The following is a 398-nucleotide window of genomic DNA, read 5'->3' as shown; positions in this document are numbered from 1 at the left end:
CGGCGGTGCCGGGGGCGGGGCGCTCTTGAGGACGGCGGCGGGCCCGTCGGCCGGGTTGCCGAAGCGCAGGACGGTGCCGGGGCCCACGTCGAGGAGCTGCACGCGCCGGCCCTCGGCCCAGGTGCCGTTGGTGCTGCCGGTGTCCTCGACGGCCCAGTGGTCGGCGACCGGGCGCAGCACGGCGTGGTGCCAGGAGACGCGGGCGTCGTGCAGCACGATGTCGCTCTGCGGGTCGCGCCCCACGTGGTAGACGCGGCTCGGGGTCATCGTCTGCGAACCGCCGTCGGACTCGACCACGAGTTCGGGGGCGGAGGGCACGACGGGCCGCTCTCCCATACCGGTAATTTTACGGCGGGCCGCCCTGCCCCGCCTGCCGGTGGCACGGGGGCGGCGGGGAC

Annotated in this window: 1 protein-coding gene; it reads right to left on the bottom strand. The window is 76.4% G+C overall.

The features are described from left to right. The coding region (locus ACSNOH_RS35190; protein ID WP_436725503.1) for an FHA domain-containing protein at positions 1-336 on the bottom strand (336 nt) is incomplete at its 3' end. Between the last annotated feature and the right edge of the window lie 62 nt (positions 337-398).

It is taken from the genome of Streptomyces sp. URMC 127, from assembly GCF_051386535.1.
GTDB lineage: Bacteria > Actinomycetota > Actinomycetes > Streptomycetales > Streptomycetaceae > Streptomyces.
The sequence above is the reverse complement of the archived record's forward strand: the minus strand, read 5'-3'. Positions and strand labels throughout refer to the sequence as shown.